We start from the raw sequence: 21970 nt of genomic DNA, 5'->3' as shown, positions 1-21970 counted from the left end.
AACGATCCATGATTCGTGAAACAAATCAAGCCAAGTTGTATACGATTCCGGCTCAAGAAAAGCCTAGCATATTGAATCGAAGTGTAAAACGCTTGTTTGATATTATATTTTCAATCATATTGTTACTATTAACAATACCAATTATGTTGTTCTTTTGTATTATGATTACCTTAGAAACATCAGGGGCTCCAATATACTTTCAAGAACGTTTAGGTATAAACGGGAAGAAGTTTAATGTATTTAAATTAAGGTCGATGGTAAAGGATGCTGAAATGAACGGACCACAATGGGCAAAAGAACATGATCAAAGAATTACAAAAGTTGGATTGTTTATAAGAAAAACGAGAATTGATGAATTACCGCAACTTTTAAATATTTTAAGAGGAGATATGTCTTTTGTAGGCCCTAGACCAGAGAGAGAGTTTTTTTATAATGAGTTTGATGCGTATATTCCAGAGTTTAAGGAACGTTTAATAGTAAAACCAGGATTAACAGGATGGGCACAAATAAATGGAGGGTATAATCTTGATCCAAAGGAAAAGTTGAGGCTGGACATGGAGTATATTGAAATGAAAACATTTCGGATGGACATCCGTATTTTATGTAAAACCGTTTTAATTGTATTGAACGGTAATGGTGCAAGATAAATATATATGTAAACAAACAACATATGTAAGTAGGTTACTTGCAAAGGAGAACTTGTATGGGTAGATCTATTCTAAACAATATTATCCATCTATTTTATAGTACGATTTTAGCTAACCTTCTTCAGGCCGTCAGTTTAATTGTTTTAGCAAACTTTTTTAACGCACAACATTATGGGATGTTTAGTGTTGCCATAGCAGTGACGTTTGTTATGTTATTCTTTACAGACTTAGGACTTAGTAATACGTTTCTTCGAGAAGGGGCAAAGGATGGAGCAGATTTAGAGCAGATTTTATCATCGTATATAAAAATAAGGATGATTCTACTTATTTTTATTTCTATCATCGGTTATATTGCTATTCATTATATGTATGCGGATAAAAATTTAATTTATATGATGATAAACGTAATGTTTTTCATGTTAATAGGATTAACTTGGCAAAACATAGGGATTGCCTATTTTCAACTGACGGAACTTATGAAGTATATAGCGCTCATAAAAGTTGTATCAGCATCAGTTGTCATTATAATTACATGTTTTTGTATTTTCGGAGAGTTACCGGTGTATGTAACAGCTCGCTTATATGCTTTTGGGTATATGATCGGTGGTTTATTCAGTATATATATCATGAGAAGAAAGACGAAAATGAATATGAAAGTCTTAATTCATAAAGCGTTATTTTGGCAATTAACTCCCTTTATTATTAGCGGTTTTTTAATAATGAGTACGCCACAATTAGCGCCTATCTTGCTTAACTATACATTGCCATTAAGTATGGTAGGTATTTTTGCAGTGGCGTACCGGATGCCGGCAGCTTTATATCAAGTACCAGGGGTAATTGCAGGTGCATTTTTTCCGGTGCTCTTTAAGCATTATAACCAGAATAATATAGAAGAGCATACGAAATTAAATTTGCTTCAAATTAAATCAATGGCGATTGTAGGAATATGTATGACGATCGGTTTATATCATTTAGCACCATACTTTATTTCTATATTTTTTCATGAAGAATGGAGCAATGCAGTAGAACCACTCCAAATATTATCATTTCTTATTGTGCTACAAAGTTTAAATATTGCCATTGCTGACGGTTTAACGACGAGTGGATGTCAAAATAAGAGGACTGTTGTGCAGTGTGTAGCGTTGGTGATAGGTGGGGTTATGCTTTATAGCTTTAGTAGTCTTGGTGGAGTGATAGGAGCGGCATACGCTATGGTTTTATTTGAAATAGTCGCTTTAGTGGGATATATAGCGGTAAGTGTAGTGAAGAAAAAAATTATATTCCAAATTGTAATACCGTATACACTTTATTTTGGTGTAACCTTTATTGGAGTGCAATATATATTGCATACATATCATTTAATTGCGCTTGTTCTTAATATACTAATTGTAGTAGCAGCCATATTCCTATATGATTATGAGCTAAAAAAACTTCTTCTTTCTTTTATAAGAAAAATACGCAAAAAGGATTATATTACGAAACAGGGGATATAGCCTATGGAAAATAATATGAAAGTATCGATGGGATGGATTATTCTTCTAATATTATTTGTTATGTTAAGTAAATACAATTTATATATTGGATTTTCATTGAAAATATATATGATTTTTTTAGTCATATATTTTTGTTTAACAATTAAAGACTTTCATATTCAAAAGTTATATTTTCATGAAGTTATATTTTTACTGTTTTATTTCATTTATTGTTTAAGCGGAATTCTTTCTATGTATTTAAATGCTAGTATTCGTATGATTTTTGGCGTGCTACTCGTTTTAGGATGCTATTTTATAATGAGAAATTTATTGGGGAATACTGAAATAGTGGTACTTGAATCATCTATTGCTTATGTAGGAATAGTATTTAATGTTGTAAGTCTACTACTCTATATAATCGGTTTACAATACTTTAGTTTATACGGTGGAGAAGAGAGAGAAATTTTTGCTGGATTATTAGTTGATAGAGGATATCCACGGTTAATTGGATTGCTAGATGATCCTAACATTTTTATTTTCTATAATACAATATTTTTTATGTACTATATGACGAATTTGCAAAATATCACTAACATCTTAGGGTTAATTTTATGTGTTACGACGAGTCTATTAACCTTTTCAAGAGGGGGAATATTAGCGCTTGTGCTTGTCATTTTTGTATATATAAGTATGTCTAGTTTCGCTAAAAAAATAAAAATAATTATGAGTTTAGTATTGTTTAGTGTAGTTATTTTTAGTTTATCGAATAGTGTAATGGGGGGCCAATTAGATGACATATTAAATAAACGAATTTCTGATTTTTCCCATGATAATGGAAGTGGTAGATTTACATTATGGGAAGCTGCTTTTAAATATTATTTATCCAATCCATATATCGGAATCGGTGCGTTTAACTTCTCGAATTATTATGAGTATCAATTTAATGAAAAATTATATGTACACAATACATTTTTAGAAATTTTGTCTGAGTCGGGTACAATTGGTTTTCTTCTATATAGTGCGTTTTTATTCATATTAATGTTTAAGTTAGCGCAGCATACTTTGTTTCGTGAAAAACCATATCTTCTATTGACTATGATTGCATTTTTATTTCAGATGATGTCATTGTCACTCATTATTAACGAAGTGTTCTTTTTATTTTTAGCAGTTGTTGTGAAGTATATTTCAATATATGAAGGAAGGGGAAAGATAGATGGTAAAATGTCTATCAGCACATAATAAGCCGCCTTATGTTTCTGTAATAACACCTTCTTATAATAGTATACGATTTATAGGTGAGACAATTTTATCTGTACAGAATCAATCGTATGAAAACTGGGAAATGATTATCGTTGATGACGGTTCAACCGACCAATCTGCGGAAAAAATTAAAGAGATAATAGAAGGAGACTCACGGATTAGGTTATTATCATTAAAAGAAAATGTTGGTGCTGCTAAAGCTCGGAATTTAGCGATCCAAGAGGCGAGAGGAAGGTACATTGCCTTTTTAGATAGCGATGATATATGGTTGCCGCATAAATTGAAGACACAATTGTTATTTATGGAAGAAATGAATATTGCTTTTTCATATGCGTCGTATAGTTTAATTGATGAAAACGGTAATGAATTAAATCGTGAAGTGAGTGCACCAAAATCTGTTGACTATCATTATTTAGTAGGAAATACAATTATCGGTTGTTTAACAGTGATGATTGATCGTGAAAAAATTCCATATGTCGAAATGCCTAGTATACAGCCGGAAGATACAGCGTTATGGCTGAACTTATTACATGAAGGGTATGAAGCAAAAGGGATACAGCAAGTGTTAGCAAAATATAGAATTGTTACAAATTCTGTTTCTAGAAATAAAATTAGAGCAGCTTTCCGGTATTGGAAATTGTTAAGGGAACAAGAACGACTGAATTCGGTGCAAATTTTTTACTATTTTAGTAAGTATGCTTATCATGCTTATAAAAAAAATAAAATTAATGTAGTTGGGAAGACGCAATTATGAATATACTGTTGATGACAGATAAATTGATAACTGGCGGAGCCGAGAGCTATTTTTGTAAATTGGAAAGTAATTTGCGTTATGATGATTTTAAGATTTATACAGCTGCAGGTGATGGAGAACTATATGAATCTCTTACTAGAAAAGAAAATTTTATATTACTTAGTCGATGGAATCATTTGAGAAATATTTATTATTTACGAAACGAAATTTGTAAACGAAAGATAGAGCTTATTCATGCAAATAGTTTGCGAATGGTATTATATGCTTTTCTAATTCAAAAGTTTATTAAAAAAAAGATGAAAATTGTTTATACGAAACATAATGTAACGATATTAGAAAAGAAAATGCCAACGCTTTTTCGTTATTTCATGAATAAATATGTGAACAATATTATTACAGTAAGTGAGTTTGAGAAGAATAATTTAATTTCAATTCATGTAGCAGAAGAAAAAATAAATACAATTTATAACGGTGTCGATATTGAAAAGTTTTTATTCCAGCAGAAAAAGAAAGAATCTACATATAAAATAGGGATATTAGCTAGATTATCCAAAGAGAAAAACCATCAACTATTTGTCAAAATTGCAAATGTGTTGAAAAAGAGAAATGATTTTATGTTTTATATTGCTGGTGATGGACCAGAGAAAGAATCGATTATGAAAGAAATAGAAAAATATGGGTTGCAACAGAGTGTAAAGATGTTAGGGAATATTTCAGAACCACATGAGTTTATAGGGAATATGGATGCCTTACTTTTATTATCTTTTCGTGAAGTGTTTCCAATGGTAGTAATTGAAGCGATGGCTACAGGGACACCAATTGTTTCAATAGATGTTGGTGGAATACATGAAGCGGTAATAGATGGAGAATCAGGTGTTTTGATATCTGAATATTGCGAATCGGAATTTGCAAGTGCGCTTGAGGAACTACAAGGTAATGAAGAAAAGGTAAATGATATTAGATTGAAAGCACGAGAGAAAGCAGTGAGGTATTTCTCGTTAACTAAAATGATAGAAGAAACGAAAAATATATATGAATTAAACAAATGACCGGGTAGGTCGTTTGTTTTTTTTATTATAGAAACTTTTAAGAGAGAACTCACATATTATATGAAAAAGGTAATATGAGGAGTGAATTTATCTTGTCAGAATATATTTCTTCCCAAGAAGATTGTGCGCCAGAAGGTAGCGTTCACATTGATTGTTTTGGCGCAGTTCCAAACTCGGGAAATGATAGCTCATTAGCAATTCAGCAAGCTATTGATTATTGTGTAGCGAATCGAATTTCGACGGTTAGAATTACAGGGGTAAATACGTACAAAATTGTAAAGCCGATTGTTATTAAATCAAACGTAAGATTAGAGTTAGATCCTACCGTAACGCTGCAAATTGATGGGGATTTTAATGCATTTGAGCTACAAAGTAACGCTTCGATAGTTGGTGGTACTATTCAAGTTATAAATTCATTGTTTCAATCTGCTGTTATTTATGTTTCTGGTTCACAACAAATCGAAGTACCTAATCAATCTGTTATATCGAATATAAATATAATAAATACAACTCCATCGTATAAAGGAAAAGGTATACATTTTTATTGTCAAAAGGCATGGGATTATATTAGTTTCTTTCAAGTTAAATTTATTCAAATTAAAAACTTTCAAACTGCAATATATTTGAAAACAGAGTATATAGATGATATCAATACACCTTGCTGGATTAACGCCAATGTATTTCAATCAATATTTATTGATGGATGTGTGTATGGGATTGAAGTAGATGGAAATAGTGATTTGCCAAATGAAAGTTCAGGAAATACGTTTCATGATATTCAAGTGCAATGTAGACAACAAACGAAAAAAGCAATTCGTTGCTCAGGTGCGTATAATACATTTGATTGTATGATTTGGGATACGTACCGGATGAGTAGTGAACAGATTGTCATTGAATTTTCTTCTAATTCGCATCGTAACTACCTTTTTTCAAATTTACTTTCTACAACTATTGTAGATAAAGGACAGTACAATGTTTGTAAGTCTACCTATGAAGAATCTCTTCGAATTCAGTTACCGATTACGTTAAATAAACCACATTTAATAGGGAATCAAGATGATATTTTAGTAAATGCTCAGCAGAAGTATACGATTAAGCAAGTAAGTGGGAAAGTGCCTTACGGGGGGAATCTCGCAAATTGCTTTAATTTAATAGATGAACAAAGTGTAAACTATATTGACGTTCCAGATAGTAATCCAGTTGTAATTGAACTGGATTTTACGAAAAAACCAATACAAATGTTAAATTGTTTTGGAATGTATTTTGGGTGGGGAGAGAGCCCAAAGAAAATTAAAATTGAATATGCATTAAGCGCAACTGGAAGTTGGGTTATCGCGTTGGATGTTCCATTAAATGTTGGCGATACAATTATATCGAATATGAAGGCGAGTCAGTTATATAAAGTTAGAATTACATTAAGTGGTTATTCTCAAGATCATAAGCGTTTTCGAATTAATCGTATTTTTGCAAGGTCTTCTATGGAAAACGGGAACGCTTGGTTAGCGACAACTGGTGGAAGAATGTTTGGAGATATTGAAATAGAGGCAAGTAAAGGTATAATCATGAAGACTGCTAGTGGAGTGAAATGGAAAGTTACTATTAATGAAGCTGGCCAACTTATTACGACTAAGATAACTTGAGATGTTGTTTAATTGTATATCCTTGGACGAGTTACAACGTAGTGGGATATAGGTAATGAAAAAGAGATTGTAATTTGGTTTCAACCAAACTACAATCTCTTTTTTGTTTCAATTACTTCCACCAAATCCAAGTCCAAAGGTAATTTCGTACATTTCGAGGAGTAATGCGAATGAAGCGTTCACCGTCAAAGAAGCAATTTAAATTTGGAAGTGTTTCATCTGGATTTTCTGGAACAAAAGTGACGATGTTTTCGTTACTTGTAACGGTTACTGTAATTGGTGGGTCGGTAGGCGAGACTTGAAGTTGTAACGAAATATTGGCCGTATTTTTAAACTCATTAGTAACAGGTGGACCTATTACTTGTACTGTGAATAACACGATAATTGTTTCGTTTGGTTCCAAATTAGTAGCGACTAGGAAACCGAAATTCGGATTCGCTAGTGGAGAGCGTTCGCCATTAATGAAGACAGTGCCATTTATAAATTGTAAACCTGCTGGAATGGTATCTTGTAAAGAAATATTTGAGAGTGAAATTTCGGAAGTATTTGTAATACGCACCGTGTAATCAAAATATTGATTTAAATAAGCTGAGCTGACGGAAGCACCTTTCGTGACGGTTGCAGTTACAAATTCAACTGGTATACGAACAATATTTGAATTAACAATGAAAGTAATAATTGGATCCTGTGGCGTCAACTGGAAAGCAGCGGTAACTGTTGCAGAATTTACAATTGTACTGTTTGAAGGAATAGAAGTTACGAGAACTTGAAATGTTATAGTTGCTACTGAATCTGCAGGTAAAGAGCCGATATTAATACCAGTGTCTGGACGAATATTTGGAACTGGAGTACCGTTAATTGTTACACTGTTTTCTATAAATGTTGTACCAGCTGGAATTGTGTCTATAACAGAAGTACTAATTGTCGGAATTGGGGAATGATTAAATACCGCTAATGTGAATGTAATGATATCTCCTATAACGACAATAGATTTGTCAGCTGTTTTTTCAATGCGAACCATCGGATCAATAACTGTCGTTGTAACGGTATTTGTTTGTTTTGTAATTGTAATAGGTGGTTTTGTTGGATCAATGATAACGGTATAGGAAACAGAAGCATCATTATTAATTGTAGATTGAAGAGTAGAAGAAGATATTGTCACTTGGAACGTAATAATAACAAATTCATTAGGAGCAAGATTTCCTAACGTAATACCATTTTCAGGATTCTCATTAGGCTGATTGATTCCGTTAATCGTAACACTACCAGCAACAAAAGTCGTATCTATTGGTACGGCGTCTATGGCAAGAAGGTCTTCAATCGTTACATTACCGCTATTCGTAATCGTAATTGTATACGTTAAAGTTTGACCAGGTAAGGCATTCGTTACATCAACAGATTTTATGGCAATGACATTATCATTTTGGACAGTAGTTTTGACAGTATTTGTTGTAGTCGTATTTGTAACAGGTACGTTATTTGGGTTGACTATATAGTTAAAAGTAGTAATTGCGTTGTTGTTTAGTTCATTTGGTGTTGGAATAGAAGTCACAGTTACTTGGAATGAAACGATAGCATCTCCACCAATAGTTATAGTACCAATTGGTATGCCGCTTACTGGATTCACTCCTGAAAGAGTTTCTCCGTTTACAATGACGCTATTTTCTATAAACGTAGTACCTTGAGGAATAATATCTTGAATGATTACATCATTTACTGCAACATTGCCGGTTTGATTTAGTGTAATCGTATACGTTAACGTATCACCAACCGTTGCAAATGCAAGGTCAACAGCTTTATTACTATTCAAATTCGCATGATTAATTTCTGTTAAAGCAGCTGATGAAATAATAGTTTCGGTAATAGGTGGTCGATTTGGTACCGTGTATTCATATTCAATTGTACTCGTGTTAGAGATTGGATTTGTTTGTGGAATCGAAGTAACCCGTACTTGGAATAGAATGGTTGCTGTCGTATTAGGCGGAATGTTATCAATTTGTATACCGTTAAGTGGATTGTCATTTGGCCGAGCGTTGCCATTCACGATAACACTATTCTCTATAAAGCTCGTATTTGCTGGGATGATATCTGTAACAATAATGTTTTCTACTTGTATATTCCCATTGTTTGTAATGGAAATAGTGTAAGGGATAATAGTTTGTAGGTCAGCATATTGGATAGGTGTTGTTTTTGTCGCAATTACATTAGCAGAAATAACTTCAGTGAAGGTAATATTGCTAGTGGATATTTGTTCTTCCACGTTTATTGTATACCGAGAAGTTGATTGATTTTGAACATGGCCGCTAGCAGGAAGAGCTACGACGGTAACAGAAAATGTGACTGGGATAGAAATATTAGGAGCAATCGTTCCCACAAGTATACCTGCACTTGGGTTGGCATTAAGCTGAGGAATGTTATTTACTAAAACGCTACCGTCAATAAAGGTTGTTCCATTAGGAATATTGTCTGTAAATACAACAGCAGTCGCATCCGTATTCCCTGTATTCGTTAAAGTTGTTGTATAAGTTAAAATGTCACCAATCGTTACAGAGGTTAAATCAACAGTTTTAAGTGAAACGATGTCAGCATCATTAATTTGAACAAAAGTAGTATTGGAAGTAGTAGATTTTTGAATTGGTGCAAAGTCAGGATTGAAAATAAAGTCGTAGACGACGTTTGCAGTATTAGGTGTTGGATTTACAGCAGGTAAATTCGTAACGGAAACTTGGAATGTTATTGTAGCCATTTGACCTGCTGCGACATTAGGAATGGAAAAGCCGATATTCGGATCTGCTGCAGGAAGTACAGTATTATTAACTACTACACTTCCTGGAATAAATACTGTTCCATCCGCTATAGTATCTGTAAAAAAGATGGAGTTAGTTGTAGCCGATCCATTATTTTGAATGAATACTGTATATTCAATGGTTTCATCAATGTTAGCTAATACAGTATTAGTGGACTTTGTAGCAATAAGAATAGCATCAATAAATTGTATGTTTGTAGCATTGGAAGAGGTCGTTTCTGAAATTGGTGGTGTGCTTGGGTCTGGTCGATACTCATAGTGAATGACGGCGATATTATTAATGTTATTTTGTGGCGGTATAGAGACTACGCTTACTTGGAACGTAACAATAATCGTATTATTTGGAAGAATTATATCAAGATTGATACCTGTAATTGGATTTTCGTTAAGTCTTGGTACGCCATCTACAAGAATGCTATTTGGAACGAATGTGGTGCCAGCAGCAATTGCGTCAAGTAGGAGAGTATTTGTAATAGGTATTGTACCAGCGTTTGTAACTGCGACTGTATATGTGATGATTTGACCGATACGTGTAATGGTTCTATTGGCGGATTTAATGGCGCTAACATTTGCCGTCCGCACTTCAGTATTTACTGCATTTGATAACGATCTACGCTGAATAATTGGAGAACTAGGGTCAATTTGGTATTCGTACGAAGTGTTTGAAATATTAATGACTGTATTGCCCGCTGGTATATTTGTAAGTTGTACTTGGAATGAAAGAGTGACTGTTTCATCTGGTTGTATCGTGCCGAGAATTACTCCATTCTCTGGGTTCGCACCAGGCTGAATGACATTATTTATTGCTAAGCTATCTTCAATGAATATAGTACCCTCCGGAATGTTATCAATGAACACGGTATTGTTAGCTGGAACGGTTCCTATATTTTGTAGTGTATTTGTGTAGGTAATCATTTGCCCGATTGATACGAAAGTTACATCCGCGCTTTTAACAGAAATAATATTTGCGTTTTGAAGTGATGTTGTAATAATGTTAGAATTTGCAGAGCGATTTACTGGTGGGGCTGTAGGGATACTTACATATTGGTAAGTTGCTGAAGATTGATTTACAATTTCGGTTTCAGTAGGTGGATTATTTGTTTGCACTTGAAATAGTATCGTTTTGGAACTGTTTGCTGGAATTGTTCCAATCGGTATTCCGTTTTCAGGATTTACACCAGGCTGAAGGACACCGTTAATTGTGACACTATCGGGAACGAATGTAGTCCCAGCTGGAATAGAATCTGTGAAATTAATATTTATTGCGTCAACATTACCGATATTTTTCACTTCAGAAATATAAAGTATAGTTCCGCCAATATCTACAGTTGTTGGATTGGATGTTTTTGTAATTGTCAATTGTGCTTGCACGAAATTTGTAATGACGATATTACTAGTAGATGTTTCAGTAATAGGTGGTTGCCCTGGGTCTGGTTGGATTGTATATGTTGTATTGGATTGATTTGTAATCGATTCTTGCGAGAATGAATCGTTAATAAGAATTTGGAACGAAATAAGGTGAGTAGCGTTTGCTGCTAAAGTAGGTAAAGTAACACCTACATTTGGATTGGCATCAAGTATAGCTGTTCCATTAAGTGTAAAACTATTTTCTACGAATGTAGTATCTTGGGGAATCGTATCTGAAAATATGAGATTCGCAGCTGGAATATTTCCGGTATTTTCTAGTGTTATTGTGTAAGTCAAAATATCACCTGTTGTTGCTTGAGGTGCATTGACTGCTTTTAAAGAAAGGATAGTCGCATCCGAAATTTGTGTGAAAGCAGGATTAGACGTAATTGTTCGAGAGATGATAGGAGCAGTTGGATCGGCGATAAAAGTATAGTCAATACGGGCTGTATTAGAAATTGGGTTCACGCTTGGTATAGATTGAACGATAACCTGGAATGTTACAGTGACGATTTCTGACGGTGTGATGGAGTTTAATGGTATTCCTACGTTAGGATCGGCACCTGGAACAGAAACACCATTAATGGTAACGCTATTCGGAATAAATGCAGTTCCTTCTGGGACCAAATCTGTTAAAGTAACTGTATTTGCAGTAGTATTTCCGTTATTTTGAACGACTACTGTGTAAGTGATTGTACCGTCAGTAGATTGTACGAGAGAATCTGTACTTTTAATTACGGATAACGATGCATCAACAACAGCTGTATTAACCGTATTAGACGAGGATGTTGCTGTAACAGGAGGTTGACTTGGATCGACAATATACGTGTAACTTGTAAGTGCTTGATTTATAATCGCTCCTTGCGGTGGAATAGAACTTGCAAGAAATTGGAACGTAATAGTAGCGGAATCACCTGGTGCGATAATACCAACTGGAATACCGAGAGTTGGACTTGCATCTGGAAGTGAAATCCCGTTGAGCGTAACACTATTTGGAACAAATAATGCTCCTTCAGGAACTCCGTTAATGAGTAATACAGAGTTTGCAGGGAAGTTTCCAGTATTCGTTAATGTTGCTGTATACGTAATTACATCCCCGATAGATACAATTGAACGATTTGCTTGTAAAACAGTTGTAACAGTCGCGTTATTAATTTGTGTTGAAGCGCTATTAGAATTTATCGTGCCTGTAACAGGAGGAGAGGCCGGATCAACGATGAATGCGTATTGAATAGATGCTACGTTTGTAATCGGATTTGAAGGTGGAGTTGATGTAACTATGACTTGGAAAGTAACAGTTAAGGAACTACCTGCACTAACTGTTCCGATATTAACTCCGTTATTTGGATTTGCGCCTGGAATGGTATTTCCATTTACAGCAAAACTATTTTCGACAAAGGTCGTTCCAGTTGGAACTGGGTCTGAGAAATTTACATTCGTAGCGTTTGTATTGCCGTTATTTTGAATCGAAACTGTATAAGTGATCGTATCTCCAATATTTGCAAAGGCTGTATTAGCAGTTTTTACAGCTGAAAGTATGGCTGTATTAATAGAAGTAACGAAGACATTCGTTTCCACATTGCCAGGCTGAGCCAGTAATGCATTGCCTACGTTATATTGGAAGTTAACAAATCCTAAGTTTTGGAGTTCAGGTGTGAACGTTGTAGGATTACTTACGATTTGTACTTGGAATATGATTGTAACAGTTTGATTTGGATTGATTGTATTTATGCCAACACCGTTAATAATCGAAGCGGATGGTAATGGAGTGCCATCAACAATAACTGATTCTGCAACAAATTGTGTCCACGATGGTAAAGGGTCTGAGAATATAGCGTTGTTAGCAGGAATATTACCTGTGTTCGTAATAGTCGTTGTATACGTAATCGTATCACCAATCGTTGCAAAAGTTTTGTCTCCTATTTTAATCGTATTTAAAATAGCACTTTCAATTTTTGTTATAACGTTGTTAGAAGTAATATTTTTTGAAACTGGAGGATTAGCTGGATTAACGATATGTTGAAAGCTAACGCTAGCTTGATTAGTAATTGGATTTATAGATGGAATTTCATTGGCATTAATATGAAATGCTACGATGACAGATTCGTTTGGCGCGATATCACCGATTGGAACGCCTGTAATGATATCTGCATTTGGGATGCTAGTTCCGTTCAGTGTAAAGCTATTCGGTTCAAAGGAAGTTCCGTCTGGAATAAGGTCGGTAAAAATAACATTCGTTGCACTAACATTTCCGCTATTTGTAATCGTAACGGAGTAGATAATATCTTGCCCAATATCTACTGTTGACACATTTGAATTTTTTTGTGCAGTAAGGATAGCACTATTAATTTGCGCTGTCGTTGTATTAGATTGATTAGAAGTTGAAATGAATGGCTGATCAGGATCAACAATATAACGGTAAGTGGTAAGAGCCGAATTAGAAATAGGATTGTTGATTGGGAGCATTGAAACGATGGCTTGGAATGTGACAATTGATGTGCTTCCACCATTAATGGAGCCGATATTTACACCAGTAGATAAATCAGCGTTTGGAATAGTTTGCCCATTAACTGTGAAACTGTTCGGAACGAAACTTAAATTGCTATCAAGAATATCGATAACAGTTACGTCCGTTGCAGCCACATTCCCGGTGTTAGGGAGGTTAAGTGTAAATGTTATTGTATTACCAACATCCGCAAAATTAAGATCTGTTGTTTTTGTACTATTAATAGTTGCGTTGTTTATTTGAAGAAGCGTCGTGTTAGAATTAGCTGTACTTGAAACGGGAGGACTATTTGGATCAACAGTAAACTCATAATTCGTGGATGCGGTATTCGGTGCTGGATTAATAGGTGGAATGTTGTTCACCACAACTTGAAAGACGATACTATATATTTCATTAGGCGGAAGTGCTGCAAGTAATACACCGGTATTTGGATTCGCGTCAGGTTGTAAAACACCATCAACAGTTAATGTGTTAGGAACAAATGTGAGTCCGCTCGGTAATACATCCGTGAATACAATGTTGGCTGCATCTGTATTTCCTATATTCGAAATAGAAGTAGTGTAAAAAGCAGTTTGCCCAATATCTGCAAAAGAGACACTTTCATTTTTCGTCATGGATAATATAGCTTCGTTAATTTGTGTTGAAACAGGATTACTAATTGAAGTTTCTGCATCAGGTGGTGAGACTAATTGATACGATGTTGATGAGAAATTTACAATTGGGTTTTCGGTTGGTAATGACGTTACAGTAACTTGGAACGAAACTGTTACTGTAGTCCCAGCTGTTATAGGTCCGATATTTACACCATTCGATGGATCCGCACCACTTTGAGGAACTCCATTAATAGAAAATGTGTTTGCAATAAATGTAGTTCCACTTGGCACGGTATCTGTGAATATAACATTTTGTGCAGATGAGTTTCCATTGTTTGTTAAAGCGACAGTATAAGTGAGTGTGTCTCCAATACGACTAAAGGATTTATCGACTTGTTTTAATGAAAGAATGGTAGCTGTATTAATCGTAGTAAACACTGTGTTTGAAGCAACGTTTCTTGAAACAATAGGTGCATTGGGATCAGCAATAAATGTGTAAGAAGCAGTAGCGGAATTGGCAATAGGATTTTGAACAGGGGTAGAAGTAGCGGTAACTTGAAATGCTATAGATATTGAGCTGTTAGGAGCAATTGATCCAATCGTTATGCCTGTATTAGGATTCAATCCAATTTGTGTGAGTCCATTTATTGTAACGCTATCAGTAATAAATGTTGTACCATTTGGTATAAGATCCGTGAAAGTAATATTAGTTGCATTTGTATTACCGTTATTCGTTAAAATTGTCGTATAGGTTATGGTATCGCCTAGTGTTACAAGGGTTTGATCGACCGATTTTACCATCGTTATCATAGCATCTAATACTGGGTTTGTGACAATATTCGTTGAAGTAGAAGTAGTAGCAGGAGTTCCGTTTGGATCAACAGTATAAGAATATAAAATTGTATCGTTACCCATAATTGAGCTTGAAGGAGGAACAGAAATAACATTTACTTGGAAGGTAACAGTTACTGTTTCACCAGGCGCGATATTTGGTATATTTACTCCGAGTGCTGGCTGTGCACCAAGCTGTTGGATGCCATTTATTGTGACGGAATCTGGTATAAAAGTAGTACTAGGAGGAATTGCACTTGTAAAAGTTATATTTGTAGCTGGTGTATTTCCTGTATTTGTAATAGTTGTTGTATACGTAAGTGTATCCCCGACGGAAATAATAGATTTATCCACACTTTTTTGGGTTGTTAATATCGCACTGTTAATAGTTGTCGAAACCGTATTAGATACATTCGTTTGTGATACGGCAGGTTGGCTAGGGTCGACCACATGTGAAAATTGTACAGAACTAGAATTAGAAATTGGATTTATACTTGGAATGTTTGTAACAAGTACGTTGAGAGTAATCACGGCCGTTCCATTTGGATTTATATTTTCAATCTGAATCCCGTTAGCTGGATTTCCGATCTGCTGTGTACCAGAATCGTTTGTAAGAGTGCCAGATATGAATGTCGTTCCGTCAGGTAAAATATCTGTGAAAATTATATTTTGTGAAGTGACATTTCCAGGGTTACTTAATGTAATTGTATAAGAAATTGTATCGCCAATTGTTGCGAAAGTTTTATCTACAGATTTAACAAGTGTAATTTCTCCGGAATTTATTTGTGTCGAAACCGGATTGGAGGTCGTACTTCTTGAAACGAGTGGTAAATTAGGTCCTGTCATAAATTGATAATCAATGGAAGCGCCATTTACAACTGGTGAGTTTGGCCCCCCAGGTCCAATTGTGAAAATTGGATTTGGAATGCTAACTACTTGCACACGGAAGGTAATGTTTGTAAAATCTCCTGCAATAATATCCCCAATTGGTATCCCATTCGCTGGATTTACCCCAGGTAATAAAACCCCGCCTACTCGAACGCTATCCTCTATAAACACTGTATTATTTGGAATCGGATCTGTAAAAATGATATTCGTAGCAGTTACGTTTCCTATATTATCCAATAAAATAGTATACGTTAAAAATGAATTTCCAGGTGCTACGTCAGAAAATAGTCGATCCACACTTTTCGTTGCTTGAATAATTGCTTCATTAATTTGAACTAAAGTTGGATTACTTGTAGCTGTTTCTGTCACAGGCGGCTGGGTAGGATCAACAATGATCGAGTATGTTGTGCTAGATTGGTTCAAAGTTGGATTGGTAGCTGGTATTGAGCCAACGATAGCTTGAAAGCTAATTGTTGTCGTTCCTCCAACTGGAATTGAATCTAAAGAGATCCCGCTATCTGGTCTAAATCCAAGTTGTGGGATGGTATTAATTTGTACGCTATCAGGAACGAATGAAAGTTCAGGTGGTAATATATCGATAAAAACAGGTGTGTTTGCGGTAGTATTTCCGCTATTGGTGAGGGTAGTTGTATACGTAATTGTATCTCCAACAGCAGCAAAAGCACTGCTTGCAGTTTTTGTTGCGATAACAGAAGCAGTATTTACTTGTGTAAAAGTTTTATTAGATTGAACTGTTCGTGAAACTGGCGGTTCGTTTATATCTACAATAAAGCTATATTGAAGCGATGATTTGTTCGGGATTGGATTCGGGGTTGGAAGTGTTAAGATGTTTACTTGAAAACTGAGTGTAATCGATGCATTTGCATTCAAGTTACCAATATTGATACCATTTTGTGGATTTACATTCGGAACGGTTACACCGTTTATTTTAAAACTATTTGGGACAAAGGTAGTACCATTTGGAATTGAATCTGTAAATACAATGTTGTTAGCAGTAGTATTTCCTGTGTTTGTAACAGATGAAGTGAATGTAATTGTATCACCAATTGTAGCGAAAGTTGTACTAGCACTTTTATTTATTACTAAAGTAGCGTCAATAATTGGTGTAACTGTTGTATTTGTTACGGTGCTACCAACAGCAGGAGATTGGTTTGGATTCACGGTATATTCATAATTTACAAGAGCATTATTTGTTAATGTGCCACTAGGTGGTATCGCTAAAATTTGTGCTTGAAAAGTAATGAATACAGTATCTCCTGGCGAAATATCTGCCAAGTGAACACCAAGTGATGGATCTAATCCTGGTTGTGGAACATTATTGATCGTTACGGAGTTTTGGATAAATGAAGCTCCTGCGCCAAGCCCATCCGTTAAAACAGTTGCACTAGCAGGGATATTACCTGTATTTGTTACTGCAATCGTATAGGTAACGATATCACCAATTGCAGCTGTCGGTGTATTCACAGACTTCGTAGCGACAATAGTAGCGTTATTAATTTGAGTTGTTATTACGTTACTTAACGTATTAGCGGATGCTGGAGGTAAGTTAGGATCTACGACATACTGGTACGTTGTATTGCTTTGGTTCGGGATTGGATTTGGGTTCGGGATAGAATTTACTTGTACTTGGAATGAGATAATTGTATTTGCATTCGAATTTATTGGGTCGATTGCAATTCCGCTTGCTGGATTGACATTAGGCAGTGTATTCCCGTTTACAGTAACACTATTAGGAATGAACGATGTCCCGTTTGGAATTACATCTGTAAATATTACATTTGATGCAAGTGTGTTCCCGTTATTCGTTAAAGTAGTTGTGTACGTAATAATATCATTTACGTTAGCAAACTGTTTATCTGCCGATTTCACAGCGGCAATCGTAGCATTATTAATAGTTGTCTGTACAGTGTTAGAAGCAACCATCTGCATTACAGCTGGTTTGGATGGATCATACGTATATTGGAATGTTGTGCTTGATTGATTTGTAATTGGGTTTACAGCAGGGATAGTTGGTACAAAAACTTGGAATGCAACGGTGCGTGATGAATTCGCTCCTATCGTACCAATTGAAATGCCGGTAGCAGGATTTGCGTTAGCTACAGGGACATTATTAATCGTTACAGTATTAGGAATGAAGAGGGTACCCGCTGGAATGATATCTGTAAACGTTACATTAGCAGCAGGGATATTCCCGTTATTTGTTAAAATAGTCGCATATAGTATGACATCACCAACATCAGCGAAGTTTGTACTCGTTAGTTTTGTAGCAACGATATTAGCAGTATTAATTTGTGTAGTTACTATATTGCTAGCAGCGTTTCTAACAAGAGCAGGTAAATTTGGATCAGCGATAAAGCTATATTGAAGTGAAGCGCTGTTTTGAATTGGGTTTGGTGAAGGTAGCCCATTTGCACTTATTTGAAAAACAATCGTTGTAAAACCACCTGAAGGAATGGAGCCGACTTGAAGACCGGTACTAGGGTCTGCACCTAGTTGTAAAGTACCACCTATAAAAATACTATTTGGTACGATAGTGGTGCCATTAGGGATTATATCGGTAACAATAACATTACTCGCTGTAGTATTTCCAAGATTAGCTAAAGAAATTGTATATGTGATTGGTTGCCCGACATCGGCTATAGTTAAATCTACTTCTTTGACAATAACTACATTTGCTAAATTAATTTGTGTACTTACAGTGTTACTTACAGATGTTTCTATAGTTGGCGGGTCGCCCGGATTTAGAATAAAACTATACTGTGTACTAGATGAATTTATCGTTGGGTTTTGTGTTGGTACAGAGGTGACGGTTACTTGATAAGAGACAGTAAGTGAGCCATTAGCAGCAATGGAAGGTAGTGGAACACCTATATTTGGATCTGCGTTATTTTGGAGTACACCATTAATAAGAAAAGTGTTTGGGATAAAGGTAGTACCGTCTGGATTCGTATCTACGAAAGTAGGACTATCAGCAGAAACACTTCCTGCATTCGTCAAAGTAACAGTATAAGTTAATATATCCCCTACGGTAGCGAACGCTCGGTCCACTGTTTTGGCTGAAATGACATTTGCATCGTTTACTTGAGTAAATGTAGTAGTTGAAGTAGTGTTCTTACTTACAGGTGAAGCGTTTGGATCAACGATAAAGTTATAGGAGATGGAAGCGCTATTTGAAATAGGGTTTGGATTTGGAATGCTAGTTATTACTACTTGGAATGAAGCTGTAATTGTAGTATTAGCATTGATGCTACCAATATTGATGCTAGCTGGTGTAACGCCTGGCTGAGTAACACCGTTAACTATAACGCTGTTTGGGACAAAGGCGGTTCCATTCGCAATTGAATCGGATAGTAATACATTGTTCGCTGCAACATTTCCATCATTAGTGAGAGAAAAGGTGTAAGTTAATACATCACCAACTTCCGCAAACGTTTTATCTACAGATTTATTAGCATGGAGATTTGCTAGTCTAATTGTTGATGTAACAGAATTAGAATTTGCTGTTTTTGAAGTCGGTGGCAGACTTGGATTTACAGTATATAGATAAGAAGCAAAGGCATTATTAATGATAGGGTTTTGGGCGGTAATATTGATGACTGTTACTTGGAAAGAGAGGGTAAAAGTAGCCCCGCCAGGAATTGTGCCGATAGGTAATGCAACGAGAGAATCTACATTTTGCAAAACTCCGTTTAGTGTTACAGTACCAGGATTTAATATCGTTCCATTTGGAAGTGGATCTGTTAGTTGTACGTTATTAGCGGCTGTATTTCCGCTGTTTGTAATAAGGATTGTATAACTTATCGTTTCGCCAATTGTGGCAAATTGTTTGTTAGTTGATTTTGTTAATGTTACATTCGCATTGTTAATTTGAGTGGAAACGAGATTAGAAGAAATGTTTTTTGTAACGGGTGATTGGCTAGGGTTGACGGTATATTGATAAGAAGCACTTGATCCGTTAGATACGACATTTGACGCGGGTATTGTATTTACTACTACTTGAAATGCAACATTTTTTGTTGTGCCGCTTGGGATGGATCCAATATTCACGCCGTTAGCGGGATTTGCGCCCACTTGTGTCGTGCCATCTATTGTTAAACTGTTTAGAACGAAAGTTGTTCCAGTAGGGATGACATCTGTAAAAATAACATTGTTCGCATTTGTATTACCTGTACCTGTAAAGGAAACGGTGTACGTTAGTGTGTCACCAATATCTGCAAAATTTTTATCTACTGCTTTCGTCATTGTTACAGTAGCATTATTCACTTGAGTGGAGACAATATTTGTCGTATCAGTCCCACTTACTGCTGGTTGATTAGGTACAGGAATGTATTGATATGTTGTTGTTCCACTATTTAATATTGGGTTTGTTTGGGGGATAGAAGGAACGAGCACTTGGAATGAAACAGTAGTAGTGGAATTTGCTGCAATCGAACCAATTGGTATACCATTAGCGGGAGTTGCTCCAGCTTGAGTAACTCCGTTAACGGTTACACTCCCTGGAATGAAAGTAGTTCCGCTAGGAATCGGATCCGTATATATAACGTTCGTTGCCGCGATATTTCCTATATTAGCTAAGGCAATGCTGTAAGTTAACGTTTCACCAATATCGGTAAAAAGTTTGTTAACTGATTTTGTTCCATTAATATCTGCAAGGTTAACTTGTGTTCCAGCAGAGTTGCTTGTTGCAAGACCGTTAAAGGTTGTTCCTCCGGCGATTGGTGTATATTGAAATGTAATATTAGCAGTATTAGAGATAGGATTTTGACTTGGAAGAGAAACGACAGTAGCTTGGAAAGTTACTGTACGAGAAGCACCATTATTAATGGTTCCGAGAGATATACCAGCGGCCGGATTTGCGTTCGTTTGTGGGACATTATCTATTGTTACAGTGCCAGGTATAAAGGAAGTACCGTTAGGGAGGATGTCTGTAAAAATAACGTTATTGGCAGGAAGAAGTCCGGTATTAGGGATAGTAACTGTATAAGTGAGAACGTCTCCAATTGCCGCAACACTTTTATTTACGCTTTTCGTTGCTTGAATATTAGGTGAATTTATGTTGATTTGTAAACCGACTGTATTCAACATATAAGCGTCTCCGTTAGTCGTTAAACGGATTGCGGCGGACACTTGAGAATTTGTTAAATAAGGAGAAATATCAATAGAAGTAATGTCCCAACCTTGCCGGCCTGCGGAGATATTTGTGCTTGTAGCGGCACTTTGATTGCGCGTTCCAAATGTCCCAGTTGTATCTAAGTTTCCTGCAGCATTATTCACTTGAGAACCGAAGAAGTTATTTACAGCATTATTTGGCCCAGATAAAGCATTTAATGAACTGAAATTTGGTCCAAATAGCGCTTGATCCCCTGTTATATCTGCATCTCCTTCAATAGAACTTAAAAATAATCTCCCGCTTACAGGTCCTCCTGAAGGTGTTAAGAATCCAGAAACAGCTACATCTGCACTACCAGTATCAGCAGAAACACGGTTTCCAGCTACGTAAATTGTTAAGTTTCTTGCTGGTAATGTCCCGTTTTGATAAGCGACGATAAGCGTCCATCCAGCTGAATTAATTGTTCCATTAGAAGCATCTATAGGATCTACAAGTCCAGGGACAGCTCCCGTAGTATAAGAACCAGAGCCTCCAGCTTGAATAAGGGTTGTTACGTCTGCTGAACGAGTGTAAAAGCCAAATGTAATAGAATTTGAAACGAAAGTTTGATTTGAAGCTGTAACAGCTGAAGGAGTAATCGAGTATGTTGAAACAGGTGTTGTAAAAGAAACTGGATTTCCTAATACACTCGTAATGTTTTGATCACGAGATAAATAGTTTCCACCCCAAACGAGTTCTGCGTAAAGAATCGTACTACCAGCAGGGATATTTAAAATAGCGGTAGAACTATTTTGTGTATAGTTTAACGTTGTACCAGCAGGAAAAGTAGGTACTTGTAAAGCAGTATTCGTAGTTGCGAATGCACCAATTGCCCCGATTGTACCAGCACGGTTTTGATTACTAATTTTACTTAAGCCTAAAGTATTTCCAGTAATAGCGAGTGCGCCGTTAGTGGTGGTAGAAAATCGATTCGTAATGGGCATGTT

7 protein-coding genes are annotated in these 21970 nt (G+C 35.8%); 6 read left to right on the top strand and 1 reads right to left on the bottom strand.

Annotation, left to right across the window (positions count from 1 at the left end):
- Positions 1-8: 8 nt before the first annotated feature.
- From MKY38_RS14030 to MKY38_RS14005, 6 genes are all read left to right on the top strand, one after another.
- A complete protein-coding gene (locus MKY38_RS14030; protein WP_000617648.1) occupies positions 9-647 on the top strand; it encodes a sugar transferase in 639 nt (212 codons plus the stop codon).
- A 56-nt stretch (positions 648-703) separates the two neighbouring features.
- On the top strand, positions 704-2140 hold the full coding sequence (locus MKY38_RS14025) for an oligosaccharide flippase family protein (RefSeq protein WP_114555617.1): 1437 nt from the start codon (positions 704-706) through the stop codon (positions 2138-2140).
- A gap of 3 nt (positions 2141-2143) precedes the next feature.
- Positions 2144-3358: an O-antigen ligase family protein gene (locus MKY38_RS14020; RefSeq protein ID WP_341049138.1), complete on the top strand. Its 1215-nt coding sequence runs from the start codon at positions 2144-2146 to the stop codon at positions 3356-3358.
- Positions 3333-4133 (top strand): glycosyltransferase family 2 protein, encoded by an 801-nt coding sequence (locus MKY38_RS14015; RefSeq protein WP_078384996.1) that lies wholly within the window; start codon positions 3333-3335, stop codon positions 4131-4133. Before MKY38_RS14020 ends, MKY38_RS14015 begins: the two co-directional genes overlap by 26 nt.
- Entirely contained in the window at positions 4130-5182 is a 1053-nt protein-coding gene (locus MKY38_RS14010; protein ID WP_078384997.1) for a glycosyltransferase family 4 protein, read from the top strand. The genes MKY38_RS14015 and MKY38_RS14010 overlap by 4 nt, the downstream gene beginning before the upstream one ends.
- Before the next feature lie 92 nt (positions 5183-5274).
- Positions 5275-6822 (top strand): hypothetical protein, encoded by a 1548-nt coding sequence (locus tag MKY38_RS14005; protein ID WP_000006038.1) that lies wholly within the window; start codon positions 5275-5277, stop codon positions 6820-6822.
- Positions 6823-6934: 112 nt separating this feature from the next.
- On the opposite strand, the gene MKY38_RS14000 is transcribed toward MKY38_RS14005, so the two are convergent.
- On the bottom strand, positions 6935-21967 hold the full coding sequence (locus MKY38_RS14000) for a DUF11 domain-containing protein (RefSeq protein WP_341049137.1): 15033 nt from the start codon (positions 21965-21967) through the stop codon (positions 6935-6937).
- Positions 21968-21970: the final 3 nt, after the last annotated feature.

The sequence above is a fragment of the Bacillus sp. FSL R5-0585 genome (assembly GCF_038004545.1).
GTDB lineage: Bacteria > Bacillota > Bacilli > Bacillales > Bacillaceae_G > Bacillus_A > Bacillus_A cereus.
The sequence above is the reverse complement of the archived record's forward strand: the minus strand, read 5'-3'. Positions and strand labels throughout refer to the sequence as shown.